Raw genomic sequence first — 16,758 nt, 5'->3', positions numbered from 1 at the left:
CCCGGCCTTTCTTGCCAATCACTTCATTCTGTTATCAATTTTGCCCCGCCCGATAACTTAATTTCTAGCCCTTCGAATAAGCTTCTCCCCTCTCCTTTCCCTCCCAGTTACCGCTGTGCAACACTTCGCGCACAAGCCGATCTCCCTATGCTATCGTGACACTCCATGCTGAAGTGAAACGAAAATGACGACATCACAGCAAGCAAGCGGCCTGACCGTCATGGTGGTCGACGACAGCAACACGATCCGCCGTTCGGCCGAGATTTTCCTCACCCAGGCGGGCTACCACGTGGTGCTGGCCGAGGACGGTTTCGACGCGCTGGCCAAGATCAACGACCATCATCCGGCGCTCGTGTTCTGCGACATCCTGATGCCGCGCCTGGACGGGTACCAGACCTGCGCCCTGATCAAGAAGAGCGCGCGCTTCCATGCGACGCCGGTGGTCATGCTCTCGTCGAAAGACGGCCTGTTCGACCGTGCGCGCGGCGCGATGGTCGGCTCGAGCGCCTATCTCACCAAGCCGTTTTCCAAAGACACCCTGCTCGCGGCCGTCCGCGAGCACACGGCCCCCAAGGCCTGAACCAACCGAATTGCGGAGCCCCCGTGGCCATACACAAGATCCTGATCGTCGACGACTCGCCGACCGAACGCTACTACCTGACCGACATCCTGGTAAAGAACGGCTTTTCCGTCTCCACCGCCGACAACGGCGAGGACGCGCTCATTCAAATGCGCGCCGACCGCCCGGAACTGATCCTGATGGACGTCGTCATGCCCGGCGCGAACGGCTTCCAGGTCACGCGCTCGATCGCGCGCGACCCCGAGCTGTCCGCCGTCCCGGTCATCATCTGCAGCAGCAAGAACCAGGAAACCGACCGAATCTGGGGCATGCGCCAGGGCGCCAAGGATTATTTTGTGAAGCCGGTCGATCCGGCCCAGCTGCTGGCGCGCATCGCCGCACTGGGCGCCTGATGAACGCGCTCGTCGACGGCAGCGCGCCGGCGCCGCACACGAACCGGCGCACCCGCCTGCGCGACTACCAGGCGCAGCTGCTGGCGCGCATGCAGGCCGCGCAAAGCGGCGCCTTTCATGCCCCTCACCAGCTCGGTGTGGCGATCGGCGGCGAGCGCTATTTGCTGGAACTGACCGAAGCCGGCGAGATTGTGCCGCCCGCGCCGCTGGCCGGTGTGCCGCTGACCCAGCCCTGGTACCTGGGCCTGGCCAACGTGCGCGGCAGCCTGCTCGGCGTGATCGACCTGGCGCGTTATTTCGACGCCGGCGCCAGCGCGGCCGGACCGGATGCGCGCCTGGTATCGCTGGCGCCGCGCCTGGGATTGAACTGCGCGCTGCTGGTCACGCGCGTGTACGGCTTGCGCCGTGCCTCCGCCATGGAGGACCATGGCGCCCACCTGCAAGACGCTGAAGGCCATGCCTGGACGCCGCTGTCGCTGGCGGCACTGGTGCGGGAAGAACGCTTCCTGCACGTCAGTCTCTCGAATAATTAAGAACCGCAGCACCAGGAGCCGCAATGGGAATCGCGTCAAAGATGAGTTTGAATTTCCTCCCGAAAGGGAAGGGCGACAACGACACCGTGCTGGCGTCGCCGGACACGCGCTTCGGGGTGGATGTGATGCAGGATGTAATGCCACCCCCCCCTTCACCTGGCGGCTCGGCCGACGAAGCCATGCTGCGCCTCGGGAGCGTGATGCGGCGCCGCGCACCGGCCGCGGCTGACGATACCGAGGACGAGGACAACCTCAGCCTGCCGCTGATCGGCCACCTGTCGCTGCCGCGCCAGCTGCGCATCCTGCTCGTCGCCTTCGCTGTCGGCATCCTGCTCACGATTCTCGCAATGTGGCAGAACGCCGACGTGAATGCGAAAGTGGCGGCGCAGATCCAGGTCGCCGGCGACATCCTGATGCACACCCAGCGTGCCGGCAAGGCGGCGCCGAACGCGCTCGCCGGCCGCGTCGATTCGTTCGCCCAGCTCGACGAGAGCCGCGCCGAAGTCGACCGCAGCATGCGCCTGCTCGCCAAGGGCGGCGATCTTGGCGGCGTCAGCATCCCCGGCGCGAATGGCCGCCAGGGCGCCCAGCTCCAGCGCGTGCGCGCCACCTGGAGCGCCTCGGAGCAGGGAGCTTCCAACATCATCAAGATGAAGCCGGCGCTGATCGCGTTCGACAAGAGCGTGCGCCAGCTCGACGCCCTGGCGTCCGAAATGCTGACCCTGACCGAAGACCTGATGGCGCAGAACGTCGAGCGCGGCGCCAGCGCGCGCGAGCTGGCCGCGATCGGCCGCATGATGATGCTGACGCAGCGCCTGGCGCGCGGCGCCAACCAGTTCTTCGCCATCGGCATGCCCGGCGATGACGCCGCGGTGCGCATCGGCGCCGACAGTGCCGCCTTCGAACACGCGCTGCGCATGCTCCTCGATGGCGGCGCGGCCCAGCGCAACCCGGACCTGCGCGACAAACTCGGCCAGGTGCAGCAGCGTTTCAACGCCTTCCGCACCGATTTCACGCCCTTCCTCGACAACCCGGCCGCCTACTCGCAGGCACGCGCCGCGGCGCGCACCATCCACCGCGACAACGAAGACGTGAAAAAGGAAGTCACGACGCTGCAGGGCGGCTACCGCGAGCAGCAATCCTCGCAGAACGGCTGGTTCTGGCTGCTGGTGGTGGCCTCGATCTTCACGCTGGCTACCGCCGGCTCGATCAGCCGCGTCATGCTGCAGGACTCGCACAACCGCACCCGCGGCGCCGACGCGCGCCGTCGCGAAGCCGAAGCGCTGCGCCAGTTGGCGCAAACCCAGGAAGAAGAAGCCAAGGCCACCAACAACCAGAACCAGGCCGCGATTTTGCGCCTGATGAACGAACTGCAGGAGGTGGCAGACGGCGACCTGACCGTGCACGCCACCGTCTCCGAAGACATCACCGGCGCGATCGCCGACTCGGTCAACTACACGGTCGAAGAACTGCGCACCCTGGTGCAGCGCGTGACCACCACCGCCGAGCAGGTGACGCTGGCCTCGACCGAGGCGCAGACAATTTCCACGGGCCTGCTGGGTGCGACCGAGCAGCAGTCGCGCGAGATCGAGGAAGCTTCCTCGACTGTGCTGCGCATGGCCGGCGAGATCACCGACGTGTCGACGTCGGCCAACGAATCGGCCGACGTCGCGCGGCAATCGGTTGCGGCAGCCGAGCAGGGCGCCACGGCGGTGCAGAACGCGATCCTCGGCATGCACGAGATCCGCGAACAGATCCAGGAAACCAGCAAGCGCATCAAGCGCCTGGGCGAATCGTCCCAGGAGATCGGCGAGATCACCGAACTGATTTCGGACATCACCGAGCAGACCAACGTGCTGGCACTCAATGCCGCGATCCAGGCCGCGTCGGCCGGCGAAGCGGGGCGCGGTTTCTCGGTCGTGGCCGAAGAGGTGCAGCGCCTGGCCGAACGCTCGGGCGACGCGGCCAAGCAGATCGGCGCCCTGGTGCGGACGATTCAAACGGATACGCACGACGCGGCCGCGGCGATGGAAAAATCAACCCAGGGCGTGGTCGAGGGCGCGCGCCTGTCGGATGCGGCCGGTGCGGCGCTGGCCGACATCTCGCGCATCTCGAACCGCCTCGCGGAACTGATCCAGGGAATTTCGTTCGCGACCGGCCTGCAGGCGACATCGGCCAATGGCGTGGCGCACAACATGCAGCACATCCTGTCGGTGACGCAGCACACCCAGGCCGGCACCGAACAGACGGCGCAATCGATCCGCCAGCTGGCCGTGCTGGCGCAGGAACTGAAAAACTCGGTGTCGCGCTTCCGCGTCGCCCCCTGAGCCGGACCTCCAGTTGACAACGACCATGAATTCATTCCCGCACGCGAGCGCCTTTGACACCGGTCCCCTGTCGTGGGTGATCGGCGAGATCCGCGGCGCGCTCGAACGCTCCGCTACGGCCCTGAACGACGCCGCCACACGATCGAGCCAAGCCCAGCCGACCCTGCTGCTGCATGCAAAGACGCACCTGCACCAGGCGCACGGCGCGCTGCAGATGGTCGATGTCGAGGGCGTCGGCTTGCTCACTTCCGCCGCCGAGCGCGCGCTCGAGCGCTTCAGGGAGCGCACCCTCGACTGCACGCCGGACAATGCCACGGCTGTGCGCGAGGCCTTTGGCGCGATCGGCGAATACCTCGACGAACTGGTGGCGGGCAGCGCGCCCCAGCCGCTGCGCCTGTTCCCCTACTATCGCGCGCTGCAGGAGCTGCTCGGCGCGGAGCGCATCCACCCGTCCGACCTCTTGAGCGTCGACACGACGCGCACGCTTGCGCTGTCGGGCGCGCTGGAAGACGCCACGCCGGACTATGCGGCCTGCCGCGCCCAGTTCGAAAAGTCCTTGCTGCCTTACCTGAAAAGTCTGGAGCCCGAGGCCCAGCGCCTGCACGCCGGCGCGCTGGCCGCGGCGATCGCGCCGCTGGTCGCGAGTGGCCCGGATGCGCAGGCACGCACGGCCTGGCACGCGTTGCACGTCTTTGCAAGCCTGGTTGCCGACGGCGCGCTGGCGGGCGACCTGTATGTAAAACAGCTGTTTGGCCAGATCAACCTGCAGCTGCGCCGCCTGACGCAAGGGCAGGCCGGCTTGCCGGAATCGATGTTGCGCGACGCGCTGTTCTTCATCGCCGCCACGCCGGGCGCCGGGGGCGAAGCCGCGCAGCTGCGCCGTGCTTTCGCGCTCGATGGCGCGGTGCCGGCGAATGTCACCGGGCGCCGCTACGGTAAAGTCGACCCAATCGCGCTGAAAGAAGCGAAGGAAGCGCTGGCGCGTGCGAAGTCCGACTGGGACCATCTGGCCATGCACGCCGACGCGCTGCGCGAAGCGGACTTCAACGACGCCCTGGCGACGCTCGGCGATGCCAGCGAAAAGCTCGGCGCGCCGGCGCTGACCCGGCTGCTGCGCGAACTTGGCGAGGCGGCCAAGGCCTCGCTCGGATCAAGCCGCAACGACCAGTTCGGCCTCGAGATGGCCACCGCGATGCTGTTTGTCGAACATGGCCTGGACCAGGTGCGCCAGTTGCCGGACGATTTCGGCCAGCATGCCGAGATGGTGGGGCAGCGCTTGCTGGCGCTGGCCGCCGGCCAGACGCCGCCCGCGGCGCCGGACTGGCAGAACGAACTGGCGCACCAGATCCAGCAGGGCCAGACGGTGGCGGTGCTGGCGGGCGAGATCAAGTCCGGCCTGCGCCAGGTCGAAAAGCTGCTCGACGAGTATTACGACGATGCGCAGCACAAGCGCGGCGCGCTGCTTGCGGCCGGTCCCGTGCTGCACCAGATCCAGGGCGCACTCTCCATCCTCGACCAGGAAGCGGCGGCGCGTACCGCTCACCATGTGCGCGATGCGGTAGCAGGCCTGGCCGGGGGCGATGGTGACCTGCAAGCCCAGGCCGGCGCCCTGCACAACATCGCCCGGAACATCGGCGCGCTCGGCTTCTTCACCGACATGCTGGCGCAAAACAGCGACAGCGCGAAGAGCCGTTTCGTTTTCGATGATGAAGCGGGCCTGTTGCGCGAATTGACGTTCGAGCAGGCGAGCACCGCACAGGAGCCGGCCACACTGCCTGCTGTTCCCGAAGCGCCCGCCGCTGAGCCGGAAGCGGCCGGCGTCGATACCGAGCTGCTCGAGATCTTCGTGGCCGAAGCCGGCGAAGTGCTGGACACGATTGCCGGCACGCTGCCGGCCCTGCGGCGCGATCCCGCAGCCCAGGAGGCGCTGACGATCGTGCGGCGCGCCTTCCACACGCTCAAGGGCAGTGCGCGCATGGTCAGCCTGGACGAATTCGCGGCCGGGGCGGCGGCGCTCGAACGCGTCATGAATGTCTGGCTGGCCGACGGCCGCGCCGCGACACCCGACCTGCTCGACCTCGTGGAGCACGCGCATGCCGAGCTGACGCCCTGGGTGGCGGAACTGGCGGCGTACGGCGCATCGCCACGCACCAGTGCCCAGCTGATTGCAGCGGCCGAACGCGTGCAGGCGGGCGGCGCCTTTGCCGAGCCGGTCGAGGCAGAGCCGGCGGTCGCGCGCGAACAGCGCGAAGCGGCGAGCAACGTGATTGTCCTGCCCACGGCCACGCGCCCGGTGCCCGCTGGCGACGAAAACATGCACCGGGTCGGCACGCTCGAAATCCCGCTGGCCCTGTACAACATCTATGTCGCCGAGACCGACGAACTGGTGCGCCTGCTCGAGCGCGATTTCGGCGAGTGGCGCCACGAAGCCGGCCGCCCGGTCAGCACGGAGGCGCTGAAAGCCGTGCACACGTTGTCCGGCACCTCGGGCACGGTCGGTTTCCTTTCCCTGCGCGACCTGGCGCAGGCGCTGGAGACGGCGCTCGAGATGCTGGCCGCACCGGCGCCGACGCTCACCGCCGCCCAGCACGATGTGCTTGACGGCGTGCTGGCGCGCGTGCGCCAGATGCTGCAGGCGTTCGGTCGCGACGAGCTGGCCCCGGCCCAGCCGGACATGCTCGAACAGCTGGGCGCCCTGTGCGAAGCGCTGGCGCAGCAGCAGGCCGCGGTCGCCTATGGCGACGCCAGTCCGATTCTTGCGCGCCAGCTCGACGACCTGTTCGCGCAAGCCTATGAAAGCCTTGTGGCCGAGCCGCCGGTCTTCGCGCAGGCCGCGCAGCCGGTCGATGACAAGCCGGCCCTGGATGACGGGGTGGACGACGATCTGTTCGGCCTCGATTTCGACGCCCTGTTCGACAGCCCGCAGGCACATGTGCCTGCGCCGGAGCCGGAACCGGAGCCGGAGCCGCAACCCGCAGCCCGGCCGGAAGCCGTCGAGCGCAGCGTGGCCCTGCCGGCAGGGGGCGGCGCGCCCGCGGCCGAACCCGTGCCGCATGACGAGCTCGATCCCGACCTGCTGCCGGTATTCCTGGAAGAGGCGGCCGACCTGCTGCCGCAAATCGGCAATGGCCTGCGCCAGTGGCAACACAATCCGCAGGACCCCGCGCCGGCGCAAGGCTTGCTGCGTACGCTGCATACCGTCAAAGGCAGCGCGCGCATGGCGGGCGCGATGCGCATCGGCCAGCACACGCACGAACTTGAAACGCAAGTCGAGAACATGGTGCATGCGGGGACCACGCTGCCTGCCGCGTTCGACGAACTGATGGCCAGCTACGACACGGCACTCGCCCTGTTCGAACAGCTGGTGCAGCCGGCGCAGGTGCTCGAGCCTGAGGCGCCGGCGGCTGAAGCTGCGCCCCTTGCCGAGGCGCTGGCCCCGGCGGAAGCGCGTACGCCGCTGGTGCGGGTGCGCGCCGACATCCTCGACCGCCTCGTGACCCAGGCCGGCGAGGTCTCGATCACGCGCTCGAAACTGGAAAACCAGATGGGGGTGATGAAGGGCGCGCTGTCCGACTTTTCGGACAACCTGGGCCGCCTGCGCCGTCAGCTGCGCGAAGTCGAGATGCAGGCCGAATCGCAGATCGCCTCGCGCATGTCGATCGCCGGCGAGCGCGAGTTCGATCCGCTCGAATTCGACCGTTTTACGCGCCTGCAGGAACTGACGCGCATGATGGCCGAGAGCGTGAACGACGTCGCGTCCTTCCACGAGTTGCTCTCGCGTACCGTCGACGGCGCCGGCGAAGAGCTGGCGGCGCAGTCGCGCATGACGCGCGACCTGCAGCGCGACCTGATGCGGGTGCGCATGGTGCCGTTCGCGAGCCTGTCCGAGCGCCTGTTTCGCGTCGCGCGCCAGACCGCGAAAGAGACCGACAAACGGGTGAACCTGGATATTCGCGGCGGCGCCGTGGAAATCGACCGCAGCGTGCTGGAACAGATGGCTGCGCCCTTCGAGCACCTGCTGCGCAACGCCATCGTGCACGGCATCGAGCCGCGCGCCGCGCGCCTGGCCGCGGCCAAGCCGGAGACCGGCGAACTGCTGGTGCAGGTGAGCCAGCAAGGCAATGAAGTCGTGCTGCAGTTCAGCGACGACGGCGCCGGCCTCGACCTGGAGCGCATCCGCGCCAAGGCCCGCGCGCTGGGCTTGATCGCGCCCGACGCCGCGCTGCCTGATGACGATGCAGCCGAACTGATTTTCGCACCGGGCTTCTCGACTGCCGATACGCTCACCGAACTGGCGGGACGCGGCGTCGGCATGGACGTGGTGCGCTCCGAGGCGCAGGCGCTGGGCGGACGCGTGACGATCGACACCACGCCTGGTGGCGGCGCGCGCTTCACGATCCGCCTTCCCTTGACGCTGGCCGTCACGCAAGTGGTGCTGGTATCGAGCGCCGGCAAGACCTATGCGCTTCCCTCGACCCTGGTCGAGCAGGTGCTGCAGGTGCGCGAACCGGAGCTGGCGGCAGCCTTTGACGCCGGCACGCTGGAATCAAGCGGGCAGGCGCTGCCCTTCCACTACCTGCCGGCGCTGCTCGGAGAAGGGGACCGTTCCGAGCCGGGCCTGCGTTCGCGGCCGGTGCTGGTGCTGCACAGCGCCGACGAGCGCATCGCGCTGCAGGTCGACGAGGTGCTCGGCAACCGCGAGGTGGTGATCAAGAACCTGGGGCCGCAGCTGGCACGCGTGCCCGGCATCGCCGGCGCCACCGTGCTCGGCACCGGCGACATCGTCCTGATCCTCAATCCCCTGGCCCTGGGCCGCAATGCCGGCACGCTGACGACCGCGCCTGCCGCCGACCAGCCGGCACCGGCCCATCGTCCCACCGTGATGGTGGTCGACGATTCGCTGACCGTGCGCCGCGTGACCCAGCGCCTGCTCGAACGCGAGGGTTACCGGGTCGCGCTGGCCAAGGACGGCGTCGACGCGCTGGAACAGCTGCCGACCGTGCGGCCGGACCTGATGCTGGTCGATATCGAGATGCCGCGCATGGACGGTTTTGATCTCGTGCGCCACGTGCGCAGCAACGCCGCCACCGCCGCGCTGCCGGTCATCATGATCACCTCGCGCACTGCCGACAAACACCGCAATGTCGCGCTGGGGCTGGGCGTGAATGCGTATTTCGGCAAGCCGTTCCAGGAGCCGGTGTTGTTGGGGGCGATTGCGGGCTTGTTGAATCGCGAAATGCCGGGGGCCTAGGGTGGACGGGTCCCCCGTCCACGCGTCGATAGTCGTACCGGTGCGCACCCCACCGCCTCACCCGGCCTTGACCACCGCAAAGCGCGCCAAGGTCCGCTGCCTTGCCTGTGCATGGTCGACCACCGGCTGCGGATAATCCCGGCCCAGCACGATTCCGCACCGTTCCAGTTCATCCGCCGGCACCAGCCACGGCGCATGGATATCGCGCGCATCCAGTGTCGCCAGCTGCGGCAGATACTGCCGGATGAACGCCCCCTGCCTGTCAAACTTTTGTGACTGCGTCGTCGGATTGAAGATCCGGAACCACGGCTGCGCGTCGCACCCGGTCGAAGCCGCCCACTGCCAGCCGCCGACGTTCGAGGCCAGGTCGTAATCGTTGAGCTGGCGTGCGAAATAGCGCTCGCCCCAGCGCCAGTCGATGCCGAGATCTTTTACTAAAAAGCTGGCCGTCACCATGCGCAGCCGGTTGTGCATGAAGCCGGTCGTGTTCAGCTGCACCATCGCTGCGTCCACCAGCGGATAGCCGGTGCGGCCCTCGCACCAGGCCGCGAACAGTGCCGAGGCCGCGTCCCCCGCTTCCCAGGCGACCGCATCGAACGCCGGCTTGAACGACCGCTGCGCGATGTGCGGGTGGTGGAACAGGATCATCGCGTAAAAGTCGCGCCAGACCAGTTCCGACAGCCAGACCGGCGCGCCCGTGCCGCCGGCGCCGTGCGCCATCATCTGGCGCAGCGTACGCACCAGGTGGCGCACCGAGGTGGTGCCGAAGCGCAGGTGGATCGACAGGCGCGAGGTCGAATCAAGCGCAGGGAAATCGCGCGCCGTGCCGTACTCGCCCAGGCGCGGCAGGAAGTCTTCGAACGATTGCGTCGCGCCGGACATGCCCGGCGGGGCGGGCAGGGGACCCGCGTCGAATCCGAGTTCGGCCAGACTGGGCAGCCGCATCGCGGGAACTTGCGCGAACCCTGCCGCATACGGTTCGATCATCCAGGGCGCGGCCGCTTCCGGCTGGGCGATCAGGCGCTTGAGCCAGGCGTTTTTATAGGGGGTAAACACCCCATAGATGCCACCGGCGAGCGTCAGCACCTCGCTTTTCTCGAAGATGACCTGGTCCTTGAAGCGCAGCAGGGCGCGCCCGTCGGCGTGCAAGGCCGCGGCCACTGCCGCGTCGCGGGCGATCGCACCGGGTTCGTAGTCGTCGTTGAGGTAGACACTGCCCACGCCGAGTTCGGCTGCCAGGCGCGGGATGAGTTCCTGTGCGGCGCCATGCTGCACGCTCAGGCCGCCGCCGAGTTTGCGCAGTTCCGTATCCAATTCGCGCAGGCTGGCATGGATGAAGCGTACCCGGCGATCGTCCCGTGGCAGTTCGGCCAGAATGTCGGTGTCGAACACGAAAACGCAGTGCACACTGCCGCCTCCTTGCACGGCGTCGCGCAAGGCGTGGTGCAGGGCGGCGTGGTCAAAGGCGCGCAGGTCGCGGCGGAACCAGACGAGGGACTTGCTTTTCGGAATCATCGTGTTTTCAGTCAACAGGGCGCCCCATTTTACGGGCTAGGATCGAACAGTTGCGTCAGGTAATCGTGCACCTTGCCGCGCGCGCAATGGCGCTCAAAATGGCCGGTCGCGCGTTTCAGTGTAAACTATAGAAAAGCCTAATGTTGTTGTCTGGATACTAGTGGTTAAACAGCGGGCTTCGGGAAACCGCGGCGAGTGGACGATCCAACGCGCGGCCGGTCGATCGAGGTTCTCCCAGAGAGCGAGCCAACAGAGAGTCAGCGTATGAAGAAGAGCAAAATCGGCACCACTCTGCCCATGGCCGGCCTGCCGCAGGGAAGCGAAACACTCGGCAATATCGGTCCGGCACCGTCAGGGTTGAATTTGGCCAATCATTTCCTCATCGCCATGCCTTCCATGGAAGACCCGATCTTCGGTGGCGCGGTGGTGTATGTCTGCGAGCACAACGAGAAGGGTGTGCTCGGGGTCGTCATCAACAAGCCGACCGACATGACGATGGAAGTGCTGTTCGACCGCATCGACCTGAAAGTGGCCGAAGGCCTGCGTGCACACGTGGTCGATGAACCGATCATGTTCGGCGGCCCGGTCCAGGACGACCGCGGCTTCGTGCTGCACAGTCCCAGCGGGCGCTATTCGTCCTCCTTGAACGTGACCGAAGAAGTCGCCTTCACCACCTCGATCGACGTGCTCGAGGCGGTTGCCAGCGGCGCCGGACCGGCGCGCATGCTGGTGTCGATCGGCTACGCCGGCTGGAGCCCGGGACAGCTGGAAGAAGAACTGTCGCGCAATGGCTGGCTCACCGTCGGCGCCGACGCCCATGTGCTGTTCGACCTGCCGATCGAGGAGCGCTACACCGCCGCCATCAAACTGCTGGGCATCGACCCGATGATGCTCGCCACCGAGGCCGGCCATGCGTGACGATGGTTGATATTGTTTTCGGGTTCGATTTCGGCATCAAGCGTATCGGCATCGCGATGGGCAATACGCTCACCAAGCAGGCCCAGCCTCTCACAGTCCTGAACGCCATCGACAACGCCACCCGTTTTACCACCATCGGCGCGCTGATCGCCGAGTGGCGCCCGGCGCGCCTGATCGTCGGCGAGCCGCGCCATCACGACGGCGCCGAGCACGACATGACCCTGCGCGCGCGCCGCTTCGCCAACCAGCTGCACGGACGCTTCGACTTGCCGGTCGAACTGGTCGACGAGCGCTACTCGTCCGTCGTGATTCGCGCCAAGCGCGGCGAGATCATCGACGCCAAGGCCGCCGCCATCATTTTGCAACAGTACTTTGACGATCATGCCAACAACTAATCAAGACTTCGATGCCGAAGCGCTGTACCGCGTCCTGCTCGAACAGGTGCGCGCCGGCCTCGCCGGCGCGCCCGATGCCGCCATCGTCGGCATCCATTCGGGCGGCGCCTGGCTGGCCGAGCGGCTCGCCGCCGACCTCGACCTCAAAGGACGCCTCGGCTTCATCGATGTCTCGTTCTACCGTGACGACTATGCGAAGAAGGGCCTGCATCCGGACGTGAAGCCGACCCATATCGGCTTCAACGTCGATGGTGCCACCATCGTGCTGGTCGACGACGTGCTCTACACGGGCCGCACCACGCGCGCCGCGATCAACGTGCTGTTCGACTATGGCCGCCCGGCCTGCATCAAGCTGGCGGCGCTGGCCGACCGCGGCGGGCGCGAGCTGCCGGTGGCGCCGGATTTCGTCGGCGTGACCACGACGCTGGCAGGCAAGCAGCTGCTGTCGCTGACGCGTATTGAAAACGGCCAACTCTCGCTCACGATCGAAGAAGACAATGCATAACCCGCAACTGAACAAGAACGGCGAGCTGCAGCACCTGCTCAGCATCGAAGGCCTGCCCAAGTCGATCGTCAACCACATCCTCGACACCGCATCGAGCTTCGCGGGCATCTCCGACCGCGAGGTGAAAAAGGTGCCGCTGATGCGCGGCAAAAGCGTGTTCAACCTGTTTTTCGAAAACAGCACGCGCACTCGTACTACCTTCGAGATCGCCGCGAAGCGCCTGTCGGCCGACGTCATCAACCTGAACATCCAGGCCTCGTCGACGACCAAGGGCGAGTCGCTGCTCGATACCATCGACAACCTGGCGGCCATGCATGCCGACATGTTCGTGGTGCGTCACGCACAGTCGGGCGCGCCCTACCTGATCGCCAAGCACCTGAACGACAGCGGCCGCAAGGAGATCCACGTCGTCAACGCCGGCGACGGGCGCCATGCGCACCCGACCCAGGGCCTGCTCGACATGTACACGATCCGCCACTACAAGCAGGATTTCACCAACCTGCGCGTGGCCATCGTCGGCGATATCCTGCACAGCCGCGTGGCGCGTTCGGACATCCATGCGCTGACCACCCTGGGCGTGCCGGAAGTGCGCGCCATCGGCCCGCAGACGCTGCTGCCGAGCGGCCTGGAACACATGGGCGTGCGCGTGTTCAACAACATGGACGAAGGCCTGAAGGACGTCGATGTCATCATCATGCTGCGCCTGCAGAACGAACGCATGTCGGGCGCGCTGCTGCCATCGGCCCAGGAGTATTTCAAGAGCTATGGCCTGACGCCCGAGCGCCTGGCACTGGCCAAGCCGGATGCGATCGTGATGCACCCGGGCCCGATGAACCGCGGCGTCGAGATCGATTCGGCAGTCGCCGACGGCAAGCAGGCCGTGATCCTGCCGCAGGTGACCTTCGGTATTGCGGTGCGCATGGCAGTGATGAGTATTTTGGCGGGAACCCACGGATGAAACTACATATCAAGAACGGGCGTCTGATCGACCCGGCGAATGGCATTGACCGGGTCACCGACCTGTTCATCGCCCACGGCAAGGTCGCGGCAGTGGGCGACGCGCCCCTCGACTTCATGGCCAATGACACCATCGACGCCAGCGGCCTGGTGGTCGCCCCCGGTCTGGTCGACCTCTCGGCGCGCCTGCGCGAGCCGGGTTACGAATACAAGGCGACGCTGGAGTCCGAAATGCGCGCGGCAGTGCAGGGCGGCGTGACCACGCTCGTGTGCCCGCCCGATACCGACCCCGTGCTGGACGAGCCGGGCCTGGTCGAGATGCTCAAGCACCGCGCCCGCAACCTCGACCTGGCCAACGTGCACCCGCTGGGCGCGCTGACCATGGGCTTGAGGGGCGAAGCCCTGACCGAGATGGCCGAACTGACGGAAGCGGGCTGCATCGGCTTCGCCCAGGCCGAGGTGCCGATTTTGGATACCAACGTCCTGCTGCGCGCCTTGCAGTACGCCAAAACCTTCGGCTACACGGTCTGGCTGCGCCCGCAGGATCCGCACATCGGCCGCGGCGGCGTGGCCCACAGCGGGCCGCTGGCGACGCGCCTGGGCCTGTCCGGCGTGCCGGTGATGGCCGAGACCATCGCGCTGCACACGATCTTCGAGCTGGTGCGTTCGACCGGTGCGCGCGTGCACCTGTGCCGCATCTCGTCCGCCGCCGGTCTTGCACTGGTGCGCGCCGCGAAAAAGGAGGGCCTGCCGGTCACCTGCGACGTCGGCGTGCACCACCTGCACATGACGGATGCCGACATCGGCTTTTTCGATTCCAACGCGCGCCTGACGCCGCCGCTGCGAAGCGGGCGCGACCGCGACGCGATCACGGCGGGCCTGTTGGACGACACGATCGACGCCGTCTGCTCGGACCACACCCCAGTCGACGACGACGAAAAGCTGCTGCCGTTCGGCGAAGCCTCGCCCGGCGCCACCGGCCTGGAACTGCTGCTTTCCTTGACGCTGAAATGGGCGGAGCAACAGCACGGCATGGATGCCCTGCCGCGGGCATTGGCCAAGATCACGTTCGACGCGGCGCGTACCGCCGGCCTGCCGGTGGGCCAGTTGGGCGTCGGCGCGCAAGCCGACATCGTGCTGTTTGACCCGAATGTACGCTGGAAGGTAGAAGGCGCGGCGCTGGCCAGCCAGGGCAAGCACACGCCTTTCCTGGGTTACGAACTGACCGGGCAGGTAAAAGCGACCGTCGTCGGCGGGCGCATCGCCTATCGGCGCTAATGGCTGTGCGGGGCCGCGGCCCCGCTTCTTAATTTGATCAATGACCCGACTTCGCCTCGCCTGGCGCCTCGCGCGCGTGACCGTTCACCTGTTTGCCGGCCTGGCGACCTGCGCGCTCATCTTTCCCTGGGCGAATCGGCGCCTGCGCGATGCGGCAACGCGGCGCTGGTCGCGCCGCCTGCTGGCGATCTGTAACGTGCGGGTGGAAGCGGCGCCCGGCGCGCCGCCGCTCGAACATGCGCTGTTCGTGGCGAACCACATCTCCTGGCTCGACATCTTCGTCATCAATTCGCTCTATCCCTGCCGTTTTGTCGCCAAGGCCGAGATCCGCGCCTGGCCGGTGCTGGGCTGGCTGGCGGCGGCCGGCGGCACGGTCTTCATCGCACGCGGCAACCGGCGCGAACTGCGCCACATCTTCAAGGGAATTGTGGCGGTGCTGGCGCAGGGCGAGCGCGTCGCCTTCTTCCCGGAAGGGACCGTCGCCCAGCAGGGAACCGTGCTGCCATTCCACGCCAACCTGTTCGAGGCGGCGGTCGACGCGCGCGTGGCGGTGCAGCCCTGCGCGCTCGCTTACCTCGACGAGGCCGGCGACTGGCATCGCGGCGTCGACTACACGGGCGACGTGAGTTTCGTCGACAGTATCGTCACCATTTTGAACGGCGCACCAGTACGGGCGCGCCTGGCGTGCCTGGCGCCTTTAACGGGCAGTGGAGCACACCGCAGGGAATTGGCGCAGGCGGCGCACGACGCGATCCAGCACGCCCTGTCGCCCACCGCCAGGCCCGCAGAAGCGGCGCCGGTGCCCGCGCCGCTACCCGAGCACTAGTCAGACCTTGCCGGCGTGGGGCCGGTATTCCGGACAGTCGATCTGCAGCAGGGCGCGGTTGTCCAGGCACACGGCAGTCAGCTTGCCGCCCCAGACGCAGCCGCTGTCCAGGCCCACCAGGTTCGGGCGCAGGATCAGGCCCAGCGCCGACCAGTGGCCGAACACCACCGTCACGTCAAGCGTGCGCCGGCCGGGCAGGTCGAACCAGGGCAGCAGCCCCGATCCGGCCGGCCCGCTCTCGCTTTCCTTGTGCGCGAAATCCATCGTCCCGTCGGGCAGGCACAGGCGCATCCGGGTGAGGGCATTGACGATGCAGCGCAGGCGCTCCATCCCGGTCAGCTTGTCGTCCCAGTGGTCGGGCTGGTTGCCGTACATTCCGGCCAGGAAATCGATCCAGCCATCGCCGCGCAACACGTCTTCGACTTCGCCCGCCAGCGCCATTGTCTGGGCCGCGTCCCATTGCGGCGCCACACCGGCGTGCACCAGCAAATGGGCATCGACGAAGATCGCCAGCGGGCGCCCGCGCAGCCAGGCCATCAGCGCGTCGCGGTCGGGGGCGGCGAGGATGTCGTCCAGGGTGTCGGACTTGCTGGCACGCTGGGCGCCGCACGCCACGGCCAGCAGGTGCAGGTCATGGTTGCCGAGCAGGGCCTCCACGCGTCCGCCGCTCGTTTCCGCCAGCGCCTTCATGCGGCGCAGGGCCAGCAGCGATTCCGGGCCACGGTTAATCAGGTCGCCGACGAACAGGATGCGCGCATCGCCGCCGGCGTCCAGGGCGATCTTTTCGAGCAGGGCCTCGGCCTCGTGGGCGCAACCCTGCAGGTCGCCTATGACATAGGTTTTCATGGTCTGTGTTCCAGTCGGAGAATGCCGTCAGCGCAGTTGTGCGAACGGATGGTTTGCTTTGGAGGGCATACTAAATGATTTCGCCGCGCTGCGTTGTCCCATGGGCCCGCCGGTTCAGCTGCCTGCGTATGACCAGCCGATGACTTATTGTCCACGGGCGACGCCGATGCAAGCCACGACGAGAGGTCCTGATAATCTCGACCGTGCCGGCTATGCCCGTTTCCGGCAATTGCCGGCGAAGGCGGGAAAGAGGGATTGGATCGAGGGAGTCGCGCAAGCCTGCCGCTTTCAGTGGCGGATTCGATGCCGCCAGTATCAATCAGGCTTATCTGTCTGCGGGGCGATTCCAGGTTGGGCTGAAGATTGTGCGGGGCTGGCTCGATACCGGTACTTATGCAAACGCCAGGGCGCGACAGTCGCGGTGCTGGAGAAACT

At 67.1% G+C, this 16,758-nt stretch carries 13 protein-coding genes; 11 read left to right on the top strand and 2 right to left on the bottom strand.

Going from position 1 to position 16,758, the window contains the following annotated elements; genetic code table 11:
- Positions 1 to 184: 184 nt before the first annotated feature.
- Genes ACHAC9_RS04555 through ACHAC9_RS04535 form a run of 5 tightly spaced genes read left to right on the top strand, consistent with a single transcriptional unit; the run spans position 185 to position 9,083 of the window.
- Positions 185 to 580: a response regulator gene (locus tag ACHAC9_RS04555; RefSeq protein WP_435757582.1), complete on the top strand. Its 396-nt coding sequence runs from the start codon at positions 185 to 187 to the stop codon at positions 578 to 580.
- Between the two features lie 23 nt (positions 581 to 603).
- Positions 604 to 972, top strand: coding sequence for a response regulator transcription factor (locus ACHAC9_RS04550; protein ID WP_435757580.1), 369 nt, complete (start codon positions 604 to 606; stop codon positions 970 to 972).
- On the top strand, positions 972 to 1,505 hold the full coding sequence (locus ACHAC9_RS04545; protein ID WP_435757578.1) for a chemotaxis protein CheW: 534 nt from the start codon (positions 972 to 974) through the stop codon (positions 1,503 to 1,505). Before ACHAC9_RS04550 ends, ACHAC9_RS04545 begins: the two co-directional genes overlap by 1 nt.
- Positions 1,506 to 1,528: 23 nt before the next feature.
- Positions 1,529 to 3,832 (top strand): methyl-accepting chemotaxis protein, encoded by a 2,304-nt coding sequence (locus ACHAC9_RS04540; protein ID WP_435757576.1) that lies wholly within the window; start codon positions 1,529 to 1,531, stop codon positions 3,830 to 3,832.
- 25 nt (positions 3,833 to 3,857) lie between these two features.
- A complete protein-coding gene (locus tag ACHAC9_RS04535) occupies positions 3,858 to 9,083 on the top strand; it encodes an Hpt domain-containing protein (protein ID WP_435757575.1) in 5,226 nt (1,741 codons plus the stop codon).
- 57 nt (positions 9,084 to 9,140) lie between these two features.
- Here ACHAC9_RS04535 and ACHAC9_RS04530 read toward each other — a convergent pair whose 3' ends face one another.
- Entirely contained in the window at positions 9,141 to 10,598 is a 1,458-nt protein-coding gene (locus ACHAC9_RS04530; RefSeq protein WP_435757573.1) for a cryptochrome/photolyase family protein, read from the bottom strand.
- A gap of 264 nt (positions 10,599 to 10,862) precedes the next feature.
- On the opposite strand from ACHAC9_RS04530, the gene ACHAC9_RS04525 reads away from it, so the two are divergent.
- The 6 genes from ACHAC9_RS04525 to ACHAC9_RS04500 are packed head-to-tail and all read left to right on the top strand — an operon-like array spanning position 10,863 to position 15,477.
- Positions 10,863 to 11,516: a YqgE/AlgH family protein gene (locus ACHAC9_RS04525; protein ID WP_435757571.1), complete on the top strand. Its 654-nt coding sequence runs from the start codon at positions 10,863 to 10,865 to the stop codon at positions 11,514 to 11,516.
- Between the two features lie 2 nt (positions 11,517 to 11,518).
- A complete protein-coding gene (gene ruvX / locus ACHAC9_RS04520; protein WP_435757569.1) occupies positions 11,519 to 11,911 on the top strand; it encodes a Holliday junction resolvase RuvX in 393 nt (130 codons plus the stop codon).
- Positions 11,898 to 12,416, top strand: a complete 519-nt coding sequence (pyrR, locus tag ACHAC9_RS04515; RefSeq protein WP_435757567.1) for a bifunctional pyr operon transcriptional regulator/uracil phosphoribosyltransferase PyrR — start codon at positions 11,898 to 11,900, stop codon at positions 12,414 to 12,416. Before ruvX ends, pyrR begins: the two co-directional genes overlap by 14 nt.
- Entirely contained in the window at positions 12,409 to 13,374 is a 966-nt protein-coding gene (locus tag ACHAC9_RS04510) for an aspartate carbamoyltransferase catalytic subunit (RefSeq protein WP_435757565.1), read from the top strand. The genes pyrR and ACHAC9_RS04510 overlap by 8 nt, the downstream gene beginning before the upstream one ends.
- On the top strand, positions 13,371 to 14,651 hold the full coding sequence (locus ACHAC9_RS04505; RefSeq protein WP_435757563.1) for a dihydroorotase: 1,281 nt from the start codon (positions 13,371 to 13,373) through the stop codon (positions 14,649 to 14,651). The genes ACHAC9_RS04510 and ACHAC9_RS04505 overlap by 4 nt, the downstream gene beginning before the upstream one ends.
- A 40-nt stretch (positions 14,652 to 14,691) precedes the next feature.
- Positions 14,692 to 15,477 (top strand): lysophospholipid acyltransferase family protein, encoded by a 786-nt coding sequence (locus ACHAC9_RS04500; RefSeq protein ID WP_435757561.1) that lies wholly within the window; start codon positions 14,692 to 14,694, stop codon positions 15,475 to 15,477.
- On the opposite strand, the gene ACHAC9_RS04495 is transcribed toward ACHAC9_RS04500, so the two are convergent.
- Positions 15,478 to 16,323, bottom strand: a complete 846-nt coding sequence (locus tag ACHAC9_RS04495; protein WP_435757560.1) for a symmetrical bis(5'-nucleosyl)-tetraphosphatase — start codon at positions 16,321 to 16,323, stop codon at positions 15,478 to 15,480.
- Between the last annotated feature and the right edge of the window lie 435 nt (positions 16,324 to 16,758).

It is taken from the genome of Massilia sp. CMS3.1, assembly GCF_051262535.1.
Lineage (GTDB): Bacteria > Pseudomonadota > Gammaproteobacteria > Burkholderiales > Burkholderiaceae_D > Telluria.
Note: the sequence above shows the minus strand (reverse complement) of the source record. Positions and strands in the feature narration are given on the sequence as shown.

Coding starts and splice junctions, on each gene's coding strand:
- ACHAC9_RS04525 (WP_435757571.1), top strand. CDS start 10,863: ATGAAGAAGAGCAAAATCGGCACCACTCTGCCCATGGCCGGCCTGCCG.
- ACHAC9_RS04555 (WP_435757582.1), top strand. CDS start 185: ATGACGACATCACAGCAAGCAAGCGGCCTGACCGTCATGGTGGTCGAC.
- ACHAC9_RS04535 (WP_435757575.1), top strand. CDS start 3,858: ATGAATTCATTCCCGCACGCGAGCGCCTTTGACACCGGTCCCCTGTCG.
- ACHAC9_RS04530 (WP_435757573.1), bottom strand. CDS start 10,598: ATGATTCCGAAAAGCAAGTCCCTCGTCTGGTTCCGCCGCGACCTGCGC.
- ACHAC9_RS04540 (WP_435757576.1), top strand. CDS start 1,529: ATGGGAATCGCGTCAAAGATGAGTTTGAATTTCCTCCCGAAAGGGAAG.
- ACHAC9_RS04495 (WP_435757560.1), bottom strand. CDS start 16,323: ATGAAAACCTATGTCATAGGCGACCTGCAGGGTTGCGCCCACGAGGCC.
- ACHAC9_RS04505 (WP_435757563.1), top strand. CDS start 13,371: ATGAAACTACATATCAAGAACGGGCGTCTGATCGACCCGGCGAATGGC.
- ruvX (WP_435757569.1), top strand. CDS start 11,519: ATGGTTGATATTGTTTTCGGGTTCGATTTCGGCATCAAGCGTATCGGC.
- ACHAC9_RS04545 (WP_435757578.1), top strand. CDS start 972: ATGAACGCGCTCGTCGACGGCAGCGCGCCGGCGCCGCACACGAACCGG.
- pyrR (WP_435757567.1), top strand. CDS start 11,898: ATGCCAACAACTAATCAAGACTTCGATGCCGAAGCGCTGTACCGCGTC.
- ACHAC9_RS04500 (WP_435757561.1), top strand. CDS start 14,692: ATGACCCGACTTCGCCTCGCCTGGCGCCTCGCGCGCGTGACCGTTCAC.
- ACHAC9_RS04510 (WP_435757565.1), top strand. CDS start 12,409: ATGCATAACCCGCAACTGAACAAGAACGGCGAGCTGCAGCACCTGCTC.